16 protein-coding genes and 1 pseudogene are annotated in these 17,587 nt (G+C 59.2%); 11 read left to right on the top strand and 6 right to left on the bottom strand.

Annotation, left to right across the window (positions count from 1 at the left end):
• Positions 1–854: 854 nt before the first annotated feature.
• A complete protein-coding gene (locus CYJ10_RS17150; RefSeq protein ID WP_101682677.1) occupies positions 855–2,219 on the top strand; it encodes a lactonase family protein in 1,365 nt (454 codons plus the stop codon).
• Between the two features lie 894 nt (positions 2,220–3,113).
• Entirely contained in the window at positions 3,114–3,545 is a 432-nt protein-coding gene (locus CYJ10_RS17145) for a hydroxyquinol 1,2-dioxygenase (RefSeq protein WP_101682676.1), read from the top strand.
• A 28-nt stretch (positions 3,546–3,573) separates the two neighbouring features.
• Here CYJ10_RS17145 and CYJ10_RS17140 read toward each other — a convergent pair whose 3' ends face one another.
• Positions 3,574–4,104 (bottom strand): hypothetical protein, encoded by a 531-nt coding sequence (locus tag CYJ10_RS17140; protein ID WP_101682675.1) that lies wholly within the window; start codon positions 4,102–4,104, stop codon positions 3,574–3,576.
• Positions 4,105–4,521: 417 nt separating this feature from the next.
• Here CYJ10_RS17140 and CYJ10_RS17135 point away from each other — a divergent pair, with 417 nt between their 5' ends.
• The 4 genes from CYJ10_RS17135 (at position 4,522) to CYJ10_RS17120 (ending at position 9,003) form a co-directional block, all read left to right on the top strand.
• Positions 4,522–5,496 (top strand): formylglycine-generating enzyme family protein, encoded by a 975-nt coding sequence (locus CYJ10_RS17135; protein ID WP_101682674.1) that lies wholly within the window; start codon positions 4,522–4,524, stop codon positions 5,494–5,496.
• Positions 5,497–5,589: 93 nt separating this feature from the next.
• Positions 5,590–7,101 carry an arylsulfatase gene (locus CYJ10_RS17130; RefSeq protein ID WP_101682673.1) on the top strand — a complete coding sequence of 504 codons (1,512 nt, stop codon included), beginning with the start codon at positions 5,590–5,592 and terminating at the stop codon, positions 7,099–7,101.
• 158 nt (positions 7,102–7,259) lie between these two features.
• Positions 7,260–7,727 carry a YidH family protein gene (locus CYJ10_RS17125; RefSeq protein ID WP_082926187.1) on the top strand — a complete coding sequence of 156 codons (468 nt, stop codon included), beginning with the start codon at positions 7,260–7,262 and terminating at the stop codon, positions 7,725–7,727.
• A 763-nt stretch (positions 7,728–8,490) separates the two neighbouring features.
• Positions 8,491–9,003, top strand: a complete 513-nt coding sequence (locus tag CYJ10_RS17120; protein WP_101682672.1) for a CC0125/CC1285 family lipoprotein — start codon at positions 8,491–8,493, stop codon at positions 9,001–9,003.
• Positions 9,004–9,481: 478 nt separating this feature from the next.
• Here CYJ10_RS17120 and CYJ10_RS17115 read toward each other — a convergent pair whose 3' ends face one another.
• The 3 genes from CYJ10_RS17115 to msuE all read right to left on the bottom strand — a co-directional run bounded on the left by CYJ10_RS17115 (position 9,482) and on the right by msuE (position 12,170).
• On the bottom strand, positions 9,482–10,510 hold the full coding sequence (locus CYJ10_RS17115; protein WP_101682671.1) for a methionine synthase: 1,029 nt from the start codon (positions 10,508–10,510) through the stop codon (positions 9,482–9,484).
• A 28-nt stretch (positions 10,511–10,538) separates the two neighbouring features.
• Positions 10,539–11,522 (bottom strand): DUF1852 domain-containing protein, encoded by a 984-nt coding sequence (locus tag CYJ10_RS17110; protein WP_101682670.1) that lies wholly within the window; start codon positions 11,520–11,522, stop codon positions 10,539–10,541.
• A 66-nt stretch (positions 11,523–11,588) separates the two neighbouring features.
• Complete coding sequence (gene msuE / locus CYJ10_RS17105; RefSeq protein WP_101682669.1) at positions 11,589–12,170, bottom strand: FMN reductase; 582 nt, start codon at positions 12,168–12,170, stop codon at positions 11,589–11,591.
• Positions 12,171–12,654: 484 nt separating this feature from the next.
• On the opposite strand from msuE, the pseudogene CYJ10_RS17100 reads away from it, so the two are divergent.
• Positions 12,655–12,900 (top strand): annotated as a pseudogene (locus CYJ10_RS17100) (cobalamin biosynthesis protein CobW); the annotation flags it as partial.
• A gap of 342 nt (positions 12,901–13,242) precedes the next feature.
• On the opposite strand, the gene CYJ10_RS17090 reads toward CYJ10_RS17100, so the two are convergent.
• Entirely contained in the window at positions 13,243–14,142 is a 900-nt protein-coding gene (locus tag CYJ10_RS17090) for a LysR family transcriptional regulator (protein WP_101682668.1), read from the bottom strand.
• Positions 14,143–14,463: 321 nt separating this feature from the next.
• Between CYJ10_RS17090 and CYJ10_RS17085 the strand changes: the two genes are divergently transcribed.
• From CYJ10_RS17085 to CYJ10_RS34160, 3 genes are all read left to right on the top strand, one after another.
• The gene (locus CYJ10_RS17085; protein WP_146002061.1) at positions 14,464–14,706 is read left to right on the top strand and encodes a hypothetical protein; all 243 of its coding nucleotides are present in this window, start codon (positions 14,464–14,466) and stop codon (positions 14,704–14,706) included.
• Positions 14,703–15,020, top strand: coding sequence for a hypothetical protein (locus CYJ10_RS17080; RefSeq protein ID WP_101682666.1), 318 nt, complete (start codon positions 14,703–14,705; stop codon positions 15,018–15,020). Before CYJ10_RS17085 ends, CYJ10_RS17080 begins: the two co-directional genes overlap by 4 nt.
• Positions 15,021–15,173: 153 nt before the next feature.
• Positions 15,174–15,458 carry a hypothetical protein gene (locus CYJ10_RS34160; protein WP_180862962.1) on the top strand — a complete coding sequence of 95 codons (285 nt, stop codon included), beginning with the start codon at positions 15,174–15,176 and terminating at the stop codon, positions 15,456–15,458.
• A 533-nt stretch (positions 15,459–15,991) separates the two neighbouring features.
• On the opposite strand, the gene CYJ10_RS33795 is transcribed toward CYJ10_RS34160, so the two are convergent.
• Positions 15,992–16,456, bottom strand: coding sequence for a hypothetical protein (locus tag CYJ10_RS33795; protein ID WP_146002060.1), 465 nt, complete (start codon positions 16,454–16,456; stop codon positions 15,992–15,994).
• Positions 16,457–16,829: 373 nt separating this feature from the next.
• Here CYJ10_RS33795 and CYJ10_RS17060 point away from each other — a divergent pair, with 373 nt between their 5' ends.
• Entirely contained in the window at positions 16,830–17,195 is a 366-nt protein-coding gene (locus tag CYJ10_RS17060) for an NUDIX hydrolase (protein WP_101682663.1), read from the top strand.
• The last annotated feature ends 392 nt before the right edge of the window (positions 17,196–17,587 follow it).

The raw sequence follows: 17,587 nt of genomic DNA, 5'->3' as shown, positions 1-17,587 counted from the left end.
AGGTACACCGGGCTCGGAGGCAGACGGTAGCAATGGGTCGCGTGTGCGGCCATCCTGCTAAACAGAGGGATTGACCAAACGGTCCGCACACGTTGCGGCGCCCACGCGCTATCCCGGCAGTCATGATCTGGTCCATGTGTACGGGCACGTTGACGTTACGCTGACGTGGCGCGCGCTGGAAGTAGTGACGGAGGCGGAAGCCGCGCGGGTGGTGCCGCCGTGGAGCGATCCGGTCTCTGCCCTCAGGCTACCTCGGTCGGGGCGACCGACCCATTGACGTACCTATTGAAGACATGGTGGCGATGCCATAGCCCCCGCCAACGTACGACACACAGCTCGGGACAGGCCCTGAACCACTTCATCGAGGCCCGTCAGAATCGGCACATAGACGCGTTTGCCGCACGTTCAATAAGCATCTATACCCTCAGGCGCGGCGGCCGCGAGTTCCTCCGCGCGAAGAGTCGATGTATGTAAGCGCTTTTGGGTATGAGCGGCTGCCAGCCCGACGCGAGCCTCAGTCATCGCCGCCGCCCGCCCCCTCACAGGCTGGCGGCTTGCTTATTGGAGGAGATGGCTTGCGACACAATCAACCGCCGAACTCCCCCGATGGAACCGACGGTATTCCTGCGTGGTCGGTCCTGGCTAAAGTCCAGACAAGTGTCGCCGTTATCAAGATGTGCATATATCCCACAGAAAGTCGGGCCACGAGGGAAGTAGCCGAACCAATTTAGTAGAAACCGGCCGACGTCCTTGAGCATTGACGCCTGTTGTCATTATGGAACGACACTCGGTTGCTGGCCCTTGTCGCAAGCAGAAGCGGGGCAGCGCCAAAAATTTTCGCTACCTGAGGGTTCATGAAAAACAGCTTTTCTCGAACACGCGTCGCTCTCAAGCGCGCAGCGGCGCTTTTTCCTCTGGCAATCCTGCTGTTGGCCTGCTCTGGCGGTGGGGAAGACGAAGCGCCGCAAGGCGGCTCGAACGGCCAGCAACCGCCTCCTTCCGTGCAGACGTTTTCCGTCGGCGGCAGCGTCGCCGGTCTGGCGCCGAGCACGACGCTCACGCTGCTTAACAACGGCTCGGACGCAGTGACCATCGGAGCAAACGGCACATTCACGTTCCCAACCAAGGTTGAGCGTGGTTTGCCCTTCGCAGTCACGGTAGCTGCTCAGCCAGGCGGGCAAAATTGTTCTGTGGATAGCGGCACCGGCACAGCGGCCGCTGACACCACTTCGGTCTCAGTGACGTGCAGCCGCATCGCGGCCGCTTACGTCGTGAACAAGGGGTCGAACACAATCGCTCAGTTTGCGATCGCAGCGGACGGGGCCCTAAAGCCTATGGCTTTGCCGAGCATTCCCACCGGTACATCCCCTGTTGCTCTGACGATTGATCCCACGGGCAAGCGCGCCTATGTGATCAACCAAGGCGACAACACCGTGTCGATGTTCCGGATTGGTGCCGATGGTTCACTCCCAGGTACGGCGGCAATCACGACCCCAACAGGAGGGAACGGCCCGTCGAGCATCGCCTTTACCCCGTCCGGGCGCTTCGCTTACATCGCTCACAACGACGGAACAGCGACCATCTTCAGCATGCAATCCGATGGCTCCCTGACTGCGACCGGAACGTTCGGTCCATCGGTGAAGCGTGTTACGGCGTGGTCGGACGATTTAATCTTCCTCAGCCAAGAGGGCTTTGCGTACGCCGCGCTAATCAATCCTGTCGATGGCTCTCTGACATTGGTGGATGGCATTGGCCCCTCGAGGGGAATCAATGCTGTCGCGGTTGCCCCTGGCGCAGGCCTTATGGTGGAGGGAATCGACAATGGGTACTTTGTCACGGCGCGATTCGATGCATCGGGCGTGATGCGCAATAATGGCGGCTTCAATTCGGGGGTCGGGACGCCGATTTCAGCCGTTCTGGCGGATCCGTCCGGCATCAATATCTACGCCGCAGACAGTGGACGCAATCTCATTTTGTGGGCGTCTGGTGACCCCGTGACAGGGTATGCGCTGAATGGCACGTCTTTGCCGACGGGTCAGTTACCAATGGCGCTCGCATTCGATCCGGCCAGGAAGTTCATTTACGCCGTCAATCTTGGGGCGAACTCCGTTTCGCGCTATTCGATCGGCTCGGCGGGTGAACTGACGCCTTTGTCTGAGGATAGTGTCGTCGGAGCAGGCGCGAGTGCTATGACCACAGCCTACGTTCCGCTCCCTTGATTCATGGGATGGGGCGGTGTTGACCAACGGGCAACACCGCTGTCAACGGATTGTTAGCCGCTACATGAGCCGCCAGCCCTTACCAGGCTGGGCGGCTTTCTTTTCATCTGTTAAAACGCCACGGAGAGGCGTCTGGCTGGGAGTTGCAATAGGGAGGCAAGGAGAGCGCCTACTGAACACGAACAGCTAGGGATTTCTCAATTGTCCAAGCTCGCTTCGCATCACGAGCGAGCATGACGACTTCCGATACGCGGAACACACCGTCATGCAGCAAGCGATTTACATCATCGCTCACCTTCACGCTACCGGGCCTTGCCGACTCCGATGCGAAGCCGAAGGCGGCGATCCGAGATAGAACGTCCGCTTCCGTGCCGCGTATTGGATGACCGCTCATGGCCCAGCGGCTTGCGCGTGCTGTACAAGCCCATCGCGGCCGAGCGCCTGCGCGCACTGATCATAGAAGTGGGCAGCACGGGCGACCGGCAACCCTCGACCGACCACGCGCTCGCCTGAGCGCGTCACCAGCCGGTTCAACCGGCCGGGCGCCTGCCTGCTCGCTGTCCGTTCTGTACGGCCATCGCGCGCCCTACTGCGTTGGATGTTGCCAAAACGGCGACCTGAACCGCCTGGGCCTTATGAGGCGCTTTTTTGCTTCTATGTCGCCACTTACCGGCTTTTGCTTCCACTCCAGCGCCCTTTTTGTACGCCTGTGTATCCGGGCAGGCCGGTGATACGCGTCCAGACAGAACCGGCGGCAAGTCGCTACGGGCGCGATACGTGGGCCGACTTAAATACGTTCCATGGCAGCGCGACGCAACACCGGAAACGACGGCGCGAACGCTGACACGGCATCACAAGACTGCAAACCGCTCACGTATCCAAAGGAAACCCATCATGTCCAAGACCCTGACCTCCCGCCTGGTTCTCGCCGTTGCCCTGGTTGCTGCCGCTGCCGGCGCACAAGCCTCCGTCCTGAGCGCCCGCGACGCGTACACCGATGGTGCCCGCACGGCCACGGAAGCCCGCGATCCGTACACCGAAGGCGCCCGTTCGGCTGACCCGTTCCTCGACGGTGCCCGCTCGGTGCAGGAGCCGCGCAGCCCGTACACCGATGGCGCCCGCACGGTGGCGGGTCTGGACCGCACGGGTGTCTCGGCCCCGCCGGCCCGTTCGGCCGATCCGTATCTGGATGGTGCCCGCTCGGTGCAGGAACCGCGCAGCCCGTACTACGACGGCGCGCATACGGTGGCGGGCATGGACCGCACCGGCGTATCGGCCGATCCGGCACGCAGCGTCGATCCGTACCTGGACGGCGCCTACGCCTGAGCCCGACCGAGCCAGCGAAACTATCTGGCTATGGCACGGAGTGCTTCTCCGTGACACTTCGAGGTAGCGGACCGAAGAAAATTGCCTTGAGCTTCTCCCGACCTATTGCGCGCCCGAGTTCGGCGATCACGCAGTAGTTGATGATCAATGTCACGAGCAGGATCTGGATGGCCCAGAACTGTGGCCAGTTGATGTGCGCCAGCAATTGCTGGTTGGCCTCGGCCAGGCCCGAGGCATCCTTCCAGTAGTCGTACAGCCGCTCCAGGTAGTGGACGAAAAGTGCGATCAGCGTGTAGATCGCGGTTTTCCAAAGGACATTCCAGATCAGCGGCTTCTCGGGAAAGCGGTTGATGAACGGCAGCATGTTGGCAACGAGCACGGACTTGCCCAGTATCAGTGCGGCCAGCAGGACAGACGCGGACACTGGTAGCGAGATGCCTGAGCCGCGGATCATCAGCGCCCGGATGATCGCCACGATGTGGAGCGCCAGGAAAAAGAAGATCGTCGGCGGCAGCATTTCCAGGAATTCATGCTTGAGCGTGGCGGCTACCTTTCCCATCGACGTCTCCTGATCAGCATCCAATGGTCATCTGACAGTGCCGCAATCGGCACACCCATGCGTGCGCAACGCCCAGCAACAATAGGACACCTTTGCCGAACCGGCACTGCATTTCCCCGCTCTTAGAAGTGCTGATGAAGGTGCTGGGTACGCTGGTCTGATGTCCCGCCAGCATGGGTGTGGCAGCGCGGACTAGCTAGCGCGCCGTCGATACGCCGCCACCTACCTCGCCTTCGACGCTGCTTAATTGCGTCAAGAAAGAATTCACTTCGCTTCTTCCCTGCCACCGCCGAACATGGGTGGGATCAGATCGCAGCGTCGGCCCACACGAAGCCATGCGCCCCCGGATCTTGTCCACGCCAACAGTGTTTCCAGGTTCCATCATCAAGCGTCACTTCCACAACTGTCGGGTAACCCATGGCCCAACCATTGTCCAGCGGAACACCTGTCGACGAATCCGTGCCAATGACCGGCATGGCCCGTATTCCGGGCGGTACGTTCCTGATGGGCTCCGACAGTCACTATCCAGAGGAAGCCCCCGCGCACAAGGTCTGCGTCGGCAGCTTCTGGATCGACCTCGACACGGTCACGAACGCGGCGTTCAAGCGGTTCGTCGATGCCACGGGCCACGTTACCGTCGCCGAGCGTCCCGCGAATCCGGCGGACTACCCCGGCGCCAAGCCGGAACTGCTGGTGCCGTCGTCCGTCATGTTTGCCAAGGCGCCCCGTCGCGTCGACCTGCGCAATCACTACAACTGGTGGGTGTACACCGCCGGCGCGGACTGGCGTCACCCGCGTGGCCCGGCCAGCTCGCTCAAGGGCCTGTGGGACCACCCTGTCGTGCATGTCGCCTACGAGGATGCCATGGCGTATGCGGCCTGGGCGGGCAAGGACCTGCCGACGGAAGCCGAGTGGGAATTCGCCGCGCGGGGCGGACTCGATGGCGCGGAGTTCGTGTGGGGCGACCAGTTTGCCCCCCGCGGCAAGCATATGGCCAACACCTGGCAAGGTGAATTCCCTTGGCAGAACCTCCTGGAAGACGGCTTCGAGTGGACCGCGCCGGTGGGCGCGTACCCCGCGAACGGATATGGGCTCCACGACATGGCGGGTAACGTTTGGGAGTGGACCAGCGACTGGTACCAGGACCACGGCAAGATCGTTAAGGCTTGCTGCACGCTGGACAACCCGCGTGGCGCAACGCTCGAAGCGAGCGTTGACGACCGGACGCCTCACCTCAGGATCCCGCGCAAAGTCATGAAGGGCGGCTCTTACCTGTGCGCGCCGAACTACTGCCGGCGCTACCGGCCCGCCGCGCGGATGCCACAGCCGGTGGACACCTCCACGTGCCACCTGGGCTTTCGCTGCGTGATACGCGACGCCCCGGGCATCTGATCAAACCAGAAGAAGAACTCGGGCGGCGAAGCGCGCAAGGGTCTCCGGGAGAATCCGCCACCGACGGGTGGCTTCGACGCAAAGGAGAATGCCATGGCAGAGAAGAAAAAACCGAACTTCCTGATCCTCTGGGGCGACGATATCGGCCAGTCCAACCTCAGCATCTTCACCAAGGGGATGATGGGCTACCGCACTCCGAACATCGACCGCATTGCCGAAGAGGGCGTCCTATTCACCGACTACTATGCCGAGCAAAGTTGCACGGCCGGCCGGGCATCGTTCATCACCGGGCAGTGCGGGCTGCGCACCGGCTTGACCAAGGTAGGCTTGCCCGGTGCGGATCTCGGCATGCGTGCCGAGGACCCGAACATTCCAGAGCTGCTCAAGGGCCTGGGATATACCACGGGCCAGTTCGGCAAGAACCATTTCGGCGATCGCGACGAGCATCTGCCGACCATGCACGGCTTTGACGAATTCTTCGGTAACCTTTACCACCTCAACGCCGAGGAAGAACCGGAACTGCCCGATTATCCCAACCCGAAGGACTTCCCGGACTTTAGGAAGAAGTACGGGCCACGGGGCGTGCTGCACTGTTGGTCCGATGGCAAGGGTGGCCAGAAGATCGACAACACCGGGCCGCTGACCAAGGAGCGGATGAAGACCATCGACACCGAGTTCCTCAAGTCGGCCAAGGCCTTCATCGAGAAGGCGCACAAGGACGACAAGCCCTTCTTCCTGTGGTTCAACACCTCGCACATGCACTTCCGCACCCACATCGAGGACCGCGTCCGTGGCCAGGCGGGGCGCTGGCAGTCGGAATACCATGACTGCATGGTCGAACACGACAAGCACATCGGCGAAATGCTCAAACTGCTGGATGATCTGGGCATCGCGGACAACACCATGGTCATGTACAGCACCGACAACGGCCCGCACATGAATTCGTGGCCGGACGCGGGCATGACCCCGTTTCGCAACGAGAAGAACTCCAATTGGGAGGGTGCGTACCGCGTGCCATGCATGGTGCGCTGGCCGGGCGTGATCAAGCCGGGCACAGTCTGCAACGACATCGTCAGCCACCTGGACTGGCTGCCCACCATCGTCGACGCGGCGGGCGATCCCGAGATCAAGGAGAAGCTGAAGAAGGGGCACAAGGCCAACGGCAAGACCTTCAAAGTGCATCTCGACGGATTCAGCCTGATGCCGTACCTTTCGGGCAAGGCAAAGAAGCCGGACCGCAAGGGCTTCCTCTATTTCACCGACGATGGCGACCTGGCGTGCCTGCGCTTTGACAACTGGAAAGTGGTCTTCATGGAACAGCGCACGCCGGGGACCCTGCAGATCTGGGCCGAGCCGCTGGTCACCTTGCGCGTGCCCAAAATCTTCAACCTGCGCACCGACCCCTATGAGCGGGCTGACGTCACGTCCAACACCTACTACGACTGGTTGCTCGACCATGTCTTCATCCTGGTGCCGGCGCAGGCCGGGGTCGCCGAATTCCTGCAGACCTTCAAGGAATTTCCGCCGCGGCAGAAGGCAGCCAGCTTCGGCGTGGACCAAGTCATCGACAAGATGATGGACGCGGCCGGCGGCGGCGGCCGGTAACCGGCGTCCCGTCCCGCGAGCCCCGGGCGGCGATCCGCACAATGTCGCCCCGGGCAGCACCCTTCGGCACAGCCCGGGGGCCGTTCATGCCGCGCCCCGCTTCACACGTGCCGGGTGGACGACGATAGCCTGACCACCTGGCCCGGGAGGTGCCCACCATGTCCAGTCCTCATGAAGGCGAACCTGCGACGCTACCGCCACCGGGTATGCCGTCCAATCCCACGCCCAACGAGAGCACACTGCTGGCCCGGCAGCGCACCACGCTTGCACTCGAACGCAGTTTCCTGGCGTTCGAGCGTACGCTGATGGCGTGGTTGCGCACCGCGCTGTCGATGATCAGCTTCGGCTTCACGCTGGCGAAGTTCTTCCAGTATCTGGAAGCGCAGCACGGCGGCGGCGCGATTGTCGGGCGGCTTGGCGGCACCTGGTCGCCGCGAGCAGTCGGCACGGCCATGGTGTTGCTCGGAACGGTCGCGCTGATCGCGGCGGTGATCCAGCACCGCCGCCGCGTCAGCGCCCTGCAGCGCGAGGGCCTGCTGCCGCAATGGAACCTTGCCTACTGGGTTGGCATCATCCTGGCCGCGCTCGGCGCGTTCGCGCTGTTCTCGCTGGTCCTTGATGCCTGATCGCAGGCTTTGTCAGACAACGAGTCTACTTGCTAGCCCTATTGTCGTTCGGTGTCTGCTATGGCATAGAGCACGTCGTCTTCCTCAATCGGAATTCCCGCTGGCACCTTGCAGCCATGAGTCAGACCGACCACGCCTGTGTGCTCCAGCTATGCGGATAAGCCGCCATAGGGGTGTGGATCGGCGAACTGCTGGGTCGATCCGTCGGACCGAGCGTCGATTCGCCAGGCCTTAGTTCCCGGAGCCGCTCAACTCCCTCCTTGGCGTGCCTCCCTTGCCTTTCGCGCTGCCAATGCCCTGTCGACCCTCTGTGTCGACGGTTTCGGGTCCCAGAGTATAGCAATCGCCATTCGGGGAGTGGACGTGCGCCTGGGCGGTCACTGTTGACGTGTCGTTAGGCTTGTACATCACAAGCAGTCTTCGGGGTGAGGCCGAAAAAGGGGCGTCACCTTGCGTGACAAGACCGGGTGGGATTTCACCGAATGCACCTTCGAAGTTCTGGCGTAGCTTGTCCGTTGACACCTCATATGTCTCGTCATGCGCCGGCATGAGCCTTGGCATGAAATGCCAAGCCCATGGAACGCCGCGCAAAGCCGTAAGGTCTCCTCGCTCCTAACCTTGTTGTAAACGCAGCTGTTGAACCGTTGCCCACGCAGTTTGTGACGTGATTATGCGCATCGGAGGCTGGTTGCGAACTTGTCAATGACGAACTGCGCGTCTACGTCAAATGGCAATCAAGTAAGCGCGCGTAAGGATGAAAACAATGAAGACCATTTCCATTGCCGCACTCTTGTCTGTTGCCGCGGTGCTCGCTGGCTGTGCAACGGCCTACCAACCCAAAGGATTGACAGGCGGGTTTGCTGAGACACAGCTTGATACCAATGTCTTCCGTGTCTCCTTTCAGGGGAATGGCTATACCGGAACAGAAAGAGCGGAAGACATTGTTCTACTCCGGAGTGCCGAACTCACGCTCACACATGGGTTCACGCATTTCGTGATCGTTGACGCAACGTCCAGGATCGAGCGGGACTCCTTTACTACACCTGTCCAAAGTCACACGACCGCGAATGTCACAACAATCGGAAACCATGCCTATGGCTCTGCGCATACGACAACTACGGGCGGCCAGACAATCGTATTTTCCAAGCCACGCTCAACCAATACGATTGTCGCATTCGCGGGGCGTCCGGACATCCCCGGCATGGTCTACGATGCGCGCATGATCTGCGACTCTGTTGGTCCCAAGTACAAAGTAATTTGTGGAGCTGGAATTTAATTGAGCGTGACGAGAAACTAAAGGCTCATGAAGGAGTCCTGTCCTGCAAGCTATTGGAAACGCGCGTTCATGGCCCGTTTCAAAAAGTGGCTGAACTGCGCATTCCGGTGAACAAAGCGAGGACTGGACAAACGATGAATTGATACAGGTGCGCAATGTATCTAGTTCGCCAGATTTCACGCGAAAGTTAATCAGTTTGGAAGTAACGTTCGCCGCCGCACTCGTGGGTCTACTCTCCGCACTGGGCATGTACATCTTCGGCCTCTTTCTCAAGGCGCTCGCGAAGACCTCGCGGTGGCTCGAGAAATAATTACTCACTATCCCGTGGGCGCGCAGGCCCATGTCGCACTTGCCCACCTAAGTCGACAACAGTTCTTGACCAGAACAATGCGACGGCGGAACCAACTGTAAACCTGTCGGTTCCGTGCGATGAGCCATTCGTCAGTACCAACGGCACTTCCCGCAGTTTCGCTCAGCACTAGGCCGAGAGTTCTCCCCGGATGATATCTGCGCCTGCGCTGAGAGCAGCCAGTTTGCCTCTTGCTACGCGACGAGGTAAGGGCGCCATGCCACAGTTCGTGCAAGGATACAGCTTGTCCGCATCGACAAATTTCAGCGCCTTGCGAAGGGTATTGGCCACCTCTTCCGGCGTTTCAATGGTATTGGTCGCCACGTCAATGGCCCCTACCATCACTTTCTTGCCACGAATGAGTTCGATCAGATCAATCGGAACATGAGAGTTATGGCACTCGAGCGAGACAATATCGATATTGGATTTCTGCAGCTTGGGGAAAGATTCTTCATATTGGCGCCACTCGGACCCCAGCGTCTGCTTCCAATCGGTATTGGCCTTGATGCCGTAGCCGTAGCAAATATGCACGGCCGTTTCACACTTGAGGCCTTCGATTGCGCGCTCCAAGGTGGCGATTCCCCAGTCATTCACTTCGTCAAAGAAGACGTTGAACGCCGGCTCATCAAACTGGATGATGTCGACGCCAGCGGCCTCCAACTCCTTGGCTTCCTGATTGAGGATCTTGGCGAATTCCCAGGCTAGTTTCTCGCGGCTCTTGTAGTGGCCATCGTAGAGCGTATCGATCATCGTCATGGGTCCCGGCAGGGCCCATTTGATGGGCTGCTTGGTTTGCTGACGCAGGAACTTGGCGTCTTCAACAAACACAGGCTTTGGGCGACTCACAGCGCCAACCACGGTCGGCACACTCGCGTCATAGCGATCACGAATTCTGACGGTCTCACGTTTCTCAAAATCGACTCCGCTGAGGTGCTCGATAAACGTGGTGACGAAATGCTGGCGCGTTTGCTCGCCATCACTAACGATATCAATGCCCGCGTGCTGCTGTTCTTGCAGCGACAAACGCAACGCATCTTGTTTTCCCTCGACCAATTCCTCGTCTTGTAGCTTCCAGGGCGACCAGAGTTTTTCAGGTTGTGCAAGCCAGGAGGGTTTGGGCAAGCTGCCAGCAGTTGAGGTAGGCAATAACTTTTTCATAACAGATGGTCTCGTATTTTTTGATGGATCAGAGATCGTAATTGTTAGCCCATTGTTCAAGAACGCTTCCGTACGGCTTGATGAAGTGTTCCTCTGTAAATCTTCCCTGCTTAACAGCTAGTTCGCTACGCTCTACGCGGTCGTAGACAATCTGTGTCAAGGAATAATCCTGGTTCTTCAGGCTCGGCTGATAGAGTTTCCCCGCGGCAGAATTTGCGTTGTAAATTTCCGGCCGGTAAATTCGCTGAAACGTCTCCATCGTGCTGATGGTGCCGATAAGCTCCAGATTGGTGTAATCACCGAGCAGATCGCCGAGGAAGTAGAAAGCCAGCGGCGCAACGCTATTTGGCGGCATAAAGAAGCGAACCTGCATCCCCATCTTCTCAAAATATTGATCGGTCGAGGATAGTTCGTTCTGCAGGTACTCGACGCCCAGTATCGGGTGATGATTTTCAGTTCGATGATATGTCTTGCTGCTGGAGGCGCTGATGCAGATAACGGGCGGCTTGCCGAAGCGTTCTTTGTAAGCACTGGAGTTCACAAAATGCTTGAAGAGCTTTCCATGCAAATCACCGAAGTTTTCCGGGATGCTGAACGTTGGTTTATTATTGTTGTGCTCCGGGAGTACGACACTGAAGTCATAATCTCGCACGTAGGAGGAAAAGTTATTCCCCGCAATGCCATCGATACGTTCGTTGGTTTTCTTGTCGACGATGTTGGTTTTCAGGATTTCGATCAGCGGAAACACGTCGCTACCGTCCTTGGCATCGATGCTCATTTCCGCCGAAATGATCTCGAGCTCGACGGAGTATCGATCTCCCGTAGGATTATCCCAATGCGCCAATTCGTTGAAACGATTGTCAATCATCCGCAAGGTGTTGCGAAGATTTTCCCGACGACTCTTTCCTCGGGCCAGATTGGCAAAGTTGGTTGTTATGCGCGTATTGTCAGATGGTTGATAGGTTTCATCAAAACAAATACTCTTGATGTTGAATGTGAAATCTTTGCTCATTGCGATCTGATGCTCTGGTTTCCGAGAGAAAATCTGAACCTGTTTCGTGCTTATTTGGCCATTGCTTCAGGCCGCGACCATTTCCTCAGCGTTGGCGGACCTTGTGTGGCGCGTCAATTCGACCAACGGCAATGCCCGTTGAACCGCGAGTCTGGCTCGCTGGATCAGTGCCTCGTTCTGCAGGCGGTAGTCGACGAAGTCCTTGTCGGTCGCGTAGACGCCCAGCGGCAACGTACGGGCCTGGAAGAAGCTGAACAGGGGGCGCAACTGGTGGTCGATCATCAGCGCATGGCGCTCGCTGCCGCCGGTGGCAGCCAACAAGACAGGCTTGTCGATCAAGGCGTCCTGATCAATGAAGTCGAAAAAATGCTTGAACAGGCCCGTGTAGGAGCCGCGGAAGACTGGCGTTGCCACCACCAGCACATCGGCTTGCTCGACCGCTGCGAGCTCCCGCTCCACCGTGTCTGACAGTTGCGAGCGCCAGGCCGCACCAGCAAGCTGTGGTGCTAGCTGACCCAATTCGACCAAGCGTTGTTCGCACGGGATTTCTTCGGCGATCAGATCCATTAGGTGCTCGGTCAGGGCTGCGGACTTGGAGGGGCGCTGAAGCCCACCGGAAACCGCTACCAAACGGATTGGACGTGTCATTTTCACTTTCATATGGATTGATCTGCGCGGCGCCGGGAATACGCGATGGGTGCAGTGCAGACACGTGAGCCAAGTCGACAGCGCGCTTTCACAGTGGGCCACCGCCGTTGCTTGCCGTTTGCCGCCGTCCCCGCCGTCCCGTTAGGGCTGGTGCAAACCAACTGCAGCAGTTGCATGCTGGGTCCATGCGCTGAGCCAGCTCGAGCACCACCTTGAGGGCATCCAGCTCGGGGGAATGCAAACGAACAGCTAGGAGCGGATGCTAGCGATAGGTAATCATGAAGTAAAATGGTTAAAACTCACATATCCATGAAAACAGTTCATGTGAGTGCTTTGGCGTATCCATCTCGGCGTCGCTCAGCAGGTAAAGCAACGGCGTTGACGGCGCCTGCTGGCGTGCTGAAGCTGATTTGTTCGGCCGTGAGCCTCTGGCCGTGCGAAGGTAGAAGTCTGTGCCCAAAGCAATTCGGGCCAGTACCATCTGGTGGACAAGACCGACCTGATGGACGCCGCGCAGATTGCACCGGTGGAAGGGCTGGTCCGCCCCGAGATTCAGGCCAAGGTCAAGATCGTGCCTGCACAGGCAGGCTCGCTGGATGTGAACAGCCTACTAGGGCAGAATCGCGCCTCGGAGGACGCGATCCACCTGCGCGTCAATCACCACGGCAACGCCGACGACCCGGATCACGCTGACCACCATCACGATGAGTTCGACTCGGTGGTGGTAGAAACCGGCACGGCTGGCAGTGGGGGCTGCAATGTCGGCGGGTGCGACGGTGTCTCTTGGAGAACTCGCGCGCAACCTGTATTCGTTGAATCAACGCGCGGGACGCGGCGGACTGGACTTTTCGAGTGATCCAGCTATTCAATGCGGCAATTGCGCCCGCCAAGCGATCCTGACAGATCTGCGCGTCAGGGGGCGACCATTCAGCGAGTCCTCGCTCGGCACGCCAAGCACATGGGCTAGTTCCTCCTCTTGCTGGCGCAGCGCAAGCGGGACACTTCGCCCGGAGACCACGTGGCCGCGCTTCAAGCGCTTGTGGTCGTGTACGCGACGCGTCAGGGCGATGGTTCAGTTCTGGGCACTGTCGGCCGAGCGGCGGGCGAGTTCGATAAAGGCCCTCAAGTAATCGATCTCGATGTCGCCCTCGCGGGCGCCTAGAAAGATCTGCTTGGCAACCCCATTGGGCCCCAGCCGCACGGCCGTGACGTCCATTTTCTGTGCATACTCCGCGACCAGCCAGCGCGGCAACGCGGCGATTCCGCGCCCACTGGCCACCATCTGCATCATGATGTCCGTCGTCTCGATGGTCTTGTGGCGCTTTGGTGTGACCCCCGCCGGCTGCAGGAACATGTTGTAGATATCGAGCCGATCGATGGCGACCGGGTAGGTGATCAGGACTTCATCGGTCAGTGCGTCCGCATCGACGTGCGGCAGGCCAGCCAGGCGATGGTCCTTGCCGACGACGAGCACCTGTTCGTAGTCGAACACGGGCTCGAAATGCAGGCCCGGCTTGTAGAGCGGATCGGGCGTGACGAGCATATCTATCTCGTACCCGAACAGCGCACCGATGCCGCCGAACTGGAATTTCTGTTTCACGTCGACATCCACATCCGGCCATTGCGTCAGATAGGGGGAAACGATCTTGAGCAGCCACTGGTAACAAGGGTGGCATTCCATGCCGATGCGCAACGTGCCACGCTCACCCTGAGCGAACTGCCGGATGCGCTCTTCGGCCAGGTCGAGCTGAGGCAGCACGCGGTTGGCCACCGCCAGCAGATAGGATCCTGCCTGAGTCGGCCGCAAGTTACGTCCCTCGCGTAGCCAGATGTCGGTGCCAAGCTGCAGTTCCAGCTTTTTCATAGCGTGGCTGAGCGCCGACTGCGTCAGGCAAAGCACAGAAGCGGCCGCGGTCAGCGACCCTTGGCGGTCCACCTCGCGGACGATCGATAGATGAATGCGCTCCAACATGAGTGATATTCATTGAATTCTGAGTAAGGATCATCTTACTTCATGGAATGCCGTTCCTACAGTCCGGCTTCGACTTGAATACGGATGACGCCATGACCGTGATCCACAACCTCGGCTTTCCGCGCATCGGCGCGAAGCGCGAACTGAAATTCTTACTGAGTCCTACTGGAAGGGCGAAACGATGCGCGACCCGAGTTTGTATAAATGTCCGTCCTGCCCAGGGGGCTGGGGCGCTTCGCCGTAAGCGTGTACGCAGGCAGCACCACCGGAGGCACCGCGGACGGCACCGGCACCTCGGCGCGCTTCAACTGGCCTTAGAGCGTGACGCTCGATGCGAGCGGTACGTTTTTCATTACTGACCGCCGCAACATGATCCGCAAGATCACGCCGGCTGGCGTGGTGACGACGTTCGCGGGTTCCGGCGTCATGGGTGCCATCGTCGGTACGGGGACGGCGGCGACCTTCAGTGCCCCCTCGGGCCTGGCTATCGACAAGGCTGGAAATCTGTATGTTGCTGACTACAGCAACAACGCGATTCGCAAGATTACCCCGGCTGGCGTGTGACCACGCTTGCCGGCGGCACGAACGGCTCGACTGACGGTACGGGAGCTTCGGCGAAGTTTCAAGGCCCGTTCGGCGTGGCGGTCGATGGTGCAGGTAACGTCTATGTGGGCGATAGCCAGAACAATCTGATCCGAAAGGTAACGTCAGCGGGCGTCGTGACGACGCTGGTCGATGGCTTGGTGTCCGGCCCCACCAACGGTTCGGGCACTACAGCTAGGTTCGATACCACGTCGGGCCTGGCCGTCGGTGCGGCAGGCGACCTGTATATCGCAGACTGCGGGAACAACCCTTCGCATGGGCGCCATTCACTGTGACACGTTTCGGCGTCTGTAACGCGCGCCGCCTCTGCAGAAACAAAGCTTACGGATTGTCACGAGTTAGCCGTCAACTGAGTGTGAGACTCCCCCGTTTTTGGAGGCAAGCGCGGCACATCGCAGCGCCTAAACCTCTCAGAAGGATTGTCGATCATGAAGAAGCTGTTTGCTGCCGTTGCCGCTTTTGCCATCACTGGTGCCGCCTTTGCTCAAGGCGTTGCCCCGGCGCCTGCCACGGCCGCTCCAGCGGCGCCGGCCACGCCGGCAGCTACGGCGCCTGCTGCGAAAGCGCCCGCGGCTGCGACCCACAAGCATGCCGCCAAGCACGCCAAGGCAACCAAGGTGAGCGCGGAGAAGACTGCTGCGCCGGCCAAGGCCGAGAAGGTTACCGTCACGGCAGAAAAGGCCGCGCCGGCAGACGCTGTCAAGAAGCAGTAATCGCGAGCCAGGAGACCTGCGGGTTGACACCGCAGGTGCGCCAGCAAAGAGAACGGCCGACGATGTCGGCTGTTCTCTTTTGAAGGACCGTACGCGTTCTAGTCGGCGAGTCCCGCCCGGAAGGGCGTGCGGTAGACGCTCAGCTCGGAAAGGAGCGCCGTTGAAGTTGGCGGCCAGGTATTAACCGGACATCTGAGCGGTCTGGCAAAGTGGCGACCGGGCGATGCCTCATGACCGGTCTCCGCCTTCGGCTCATTCTGGTAAGGGGCTTAGCGGGTGTCAGATGCAATGCCGACCCATCTCCGCTTATTGATTCATCTGCCTGGATAGTCTGTAGAGACGCTGAGAACAGACGTCCCAGCGCTGGCCTACGGGTGCGGAGCAGGCCGAGTCAAAGGCCTGCACAATTCGGCCAGTTATAGACATTGATCCCTATGACATCCCCGAGGCCCGCATACAACTTGTCCAGTGGGTTCTTTTTTATGTCTTTTGGCAACGGCCAGGGACCTCTGAGCTAACCTCGTGGGCCCAACTTAGTGTGTCGTATCCAAGTGGTCGATGGCCTCACGCAATGTCGCAAACTTGCCAGCATGCGCTCTCGTCGCCGGCGCGAGGCGGAATTCACCGAGATGGAAGTGAAGTTGATGGCCGGCTTGCTTTAGCGCAGTTTCTAGAGCGGTCAGTCTGGCACTGTCCTCGGCAAGGAGTTCGACCATAGCTCGGGCGATCTGCAGATCCCGGGAGTGGAGCACTGCTTCTGCCATCTTGGTTGCTGCTTGTGGGCCTGGAGCATCCGCATGCTTGTGTCGTCGTTCGTAAAAACGCTCGCAGGGGAGACTATAAATTTCGCCTGTGGCGTTGCAGACACAAACGACCGAGACCTCCGCTCCGACGTTATTGTGTTCTGCTTTGGCGATCAGGATGACTTTCAACTCACTTCCGTCGTCGTGTCGCCACCGGGATCCTACTTCGGGTGCTTCAACCTTTGCATTGCCCACGACAATGTCTCCTCTTGGTGCGGCAATATGCCCCACGAATCGTTCTCCGAACTAGTGTCGGCGGACCCATAGAAAAATGAAGAATTTTCTTCCTAACATTGAGAAGCGAACACGGGAGGTGTCAGAGGGGAGGCGTCACATGGACCACTATCTCTTTCACAGCAAAGGTCACCCTGGACAGCCGCGGCATGGTGCCAACTACTACTGGCTGATGGCCCTACTGATCCTTGTACCAGCGCTTGCCTATATGTCATGGAAATTGGTTCTGACGTCATAGCGCCCCTGGTACGGGCGTTTTAGACGTCGGTCGACATCATGAGTCGGTACAATTCGCGGCTTCCTGGATCCATGTCCCAGACGAAACCTGAATCCGATGCGCCCAAAGATCAGAGCGACCCTCGTTTGCGTCCGTAGTGAAAAAGTCTTGCTTGTCTCCAAGGACGGCATGCGCTGGGCGTTGCCTGGTGGACGACCGCACGAGCACGAAACCCTGTCTGATGCGGCCGCTCGAGAGTTGTGGGAAGAGACAGCACTGAAGGTGAAGACCCTGGCTTTCCAGTGTCAGTTTCTTGGGTTAACGACGGTGCATCACGTATTCCGGGCGACGGTGAGTAAATCGGCCGATCCGCTCCCGTGCAATGAAATCAAAGTGTGCCGCTGGTTCGCTTGGGGCGAACTCGATGATCTGGCGGTCAGCCCCACAACGAAGCGAATTCTTGCTGAATCGCTGGGGGTGTAGGCGAACTGATTAAGGTCTGAGGGTCGGTGCTGGCGGTAAAATTTGCTTGATCTCATCGAGAGATGCCAAGAGTGCGGGCGCTCGCTCAATAATGTGGCGCGCTTTCCGATACTCCGAGCTCAGCGGCACGACCTGCCATTGGGCCGCCTCGATATGGGCCACACGAACCCGCTCTCGGATCGCTTTCGCGAGGAGGTCTACTGCCTCCCGTTCTTCACTGTTGAATTGCATGTTGATGAGAAACTAGGGCGACCGTCATCCCTAGATAGCAGCGTCTCGGGGGACGGTAGTTACGGTGGTTGGTGACAATCTTGTCGCAAAGTCCTTAGTCCCGCTGTCAGTCGACATCCTACATTTCGCAGTTGGCCTTGCTCTTGCTGGGGTCTTTCGTG

This window comes from Cupriavidus pauculus (genome assembly GCF_002858765.1).
GTDB lineage: Bacteria > Pseudomonadota > Gammaproteobacteria > Burkholderiales > Burkholderiaceae > Cupriavidus > Cupriavidus pauculus_B.
This window is presented reverse-complemented; position numbering and strand designations above follow the sequence as displayed.